The 282-nt window shown below is 64.9% G+C and carries 1 pseudogene; it reads right to left on the bottom strand.

Annotated features, from left to right (window positions below):
• Window positions 1-282: pseudogene (locus tag ABE456_RS28560) on the bottom strand (acetolactate synthase large subunit); the annotation flags it as partial.

The following is a 282-nucleotide window of genomic DNA, read 5'->3' on the forward strand; positions in this document are numbered from 1 at the left end:
GCGCCGATCACCAGGATCGGGTTACGTGCGGCCAGCAACTTCTCTACAGCAGCTTCGATGGCCACATGCTCGGCCAACGGGCGGCGGTGCAGGCTGCGCGGGATTGGCAGCGCGTCGGTCTGCTCGGCAGCGATGTCTTCTGGCAGCTCCAGGTGCACGGCACCCGGCTTCTCTTCTTCGGCCAGGCGGAAGGCTTCGCGCATACGGGCCGGGATGTTGTCGGCCGAGGCGAACTGGTGGGTGTACTTGGTGATGGGGTCCATCATGCCGCACACATCAATG

The sequence above is a fragment of the Pseudomonas sp. TWI929 genome (assembly GCF_039673335.1).
Lineage (GTDB): Bacteria > Pseudomonadota > Gammaproteobacteria > Pseudomonadales > Pseudomonadaceae > Aquipseudomonas.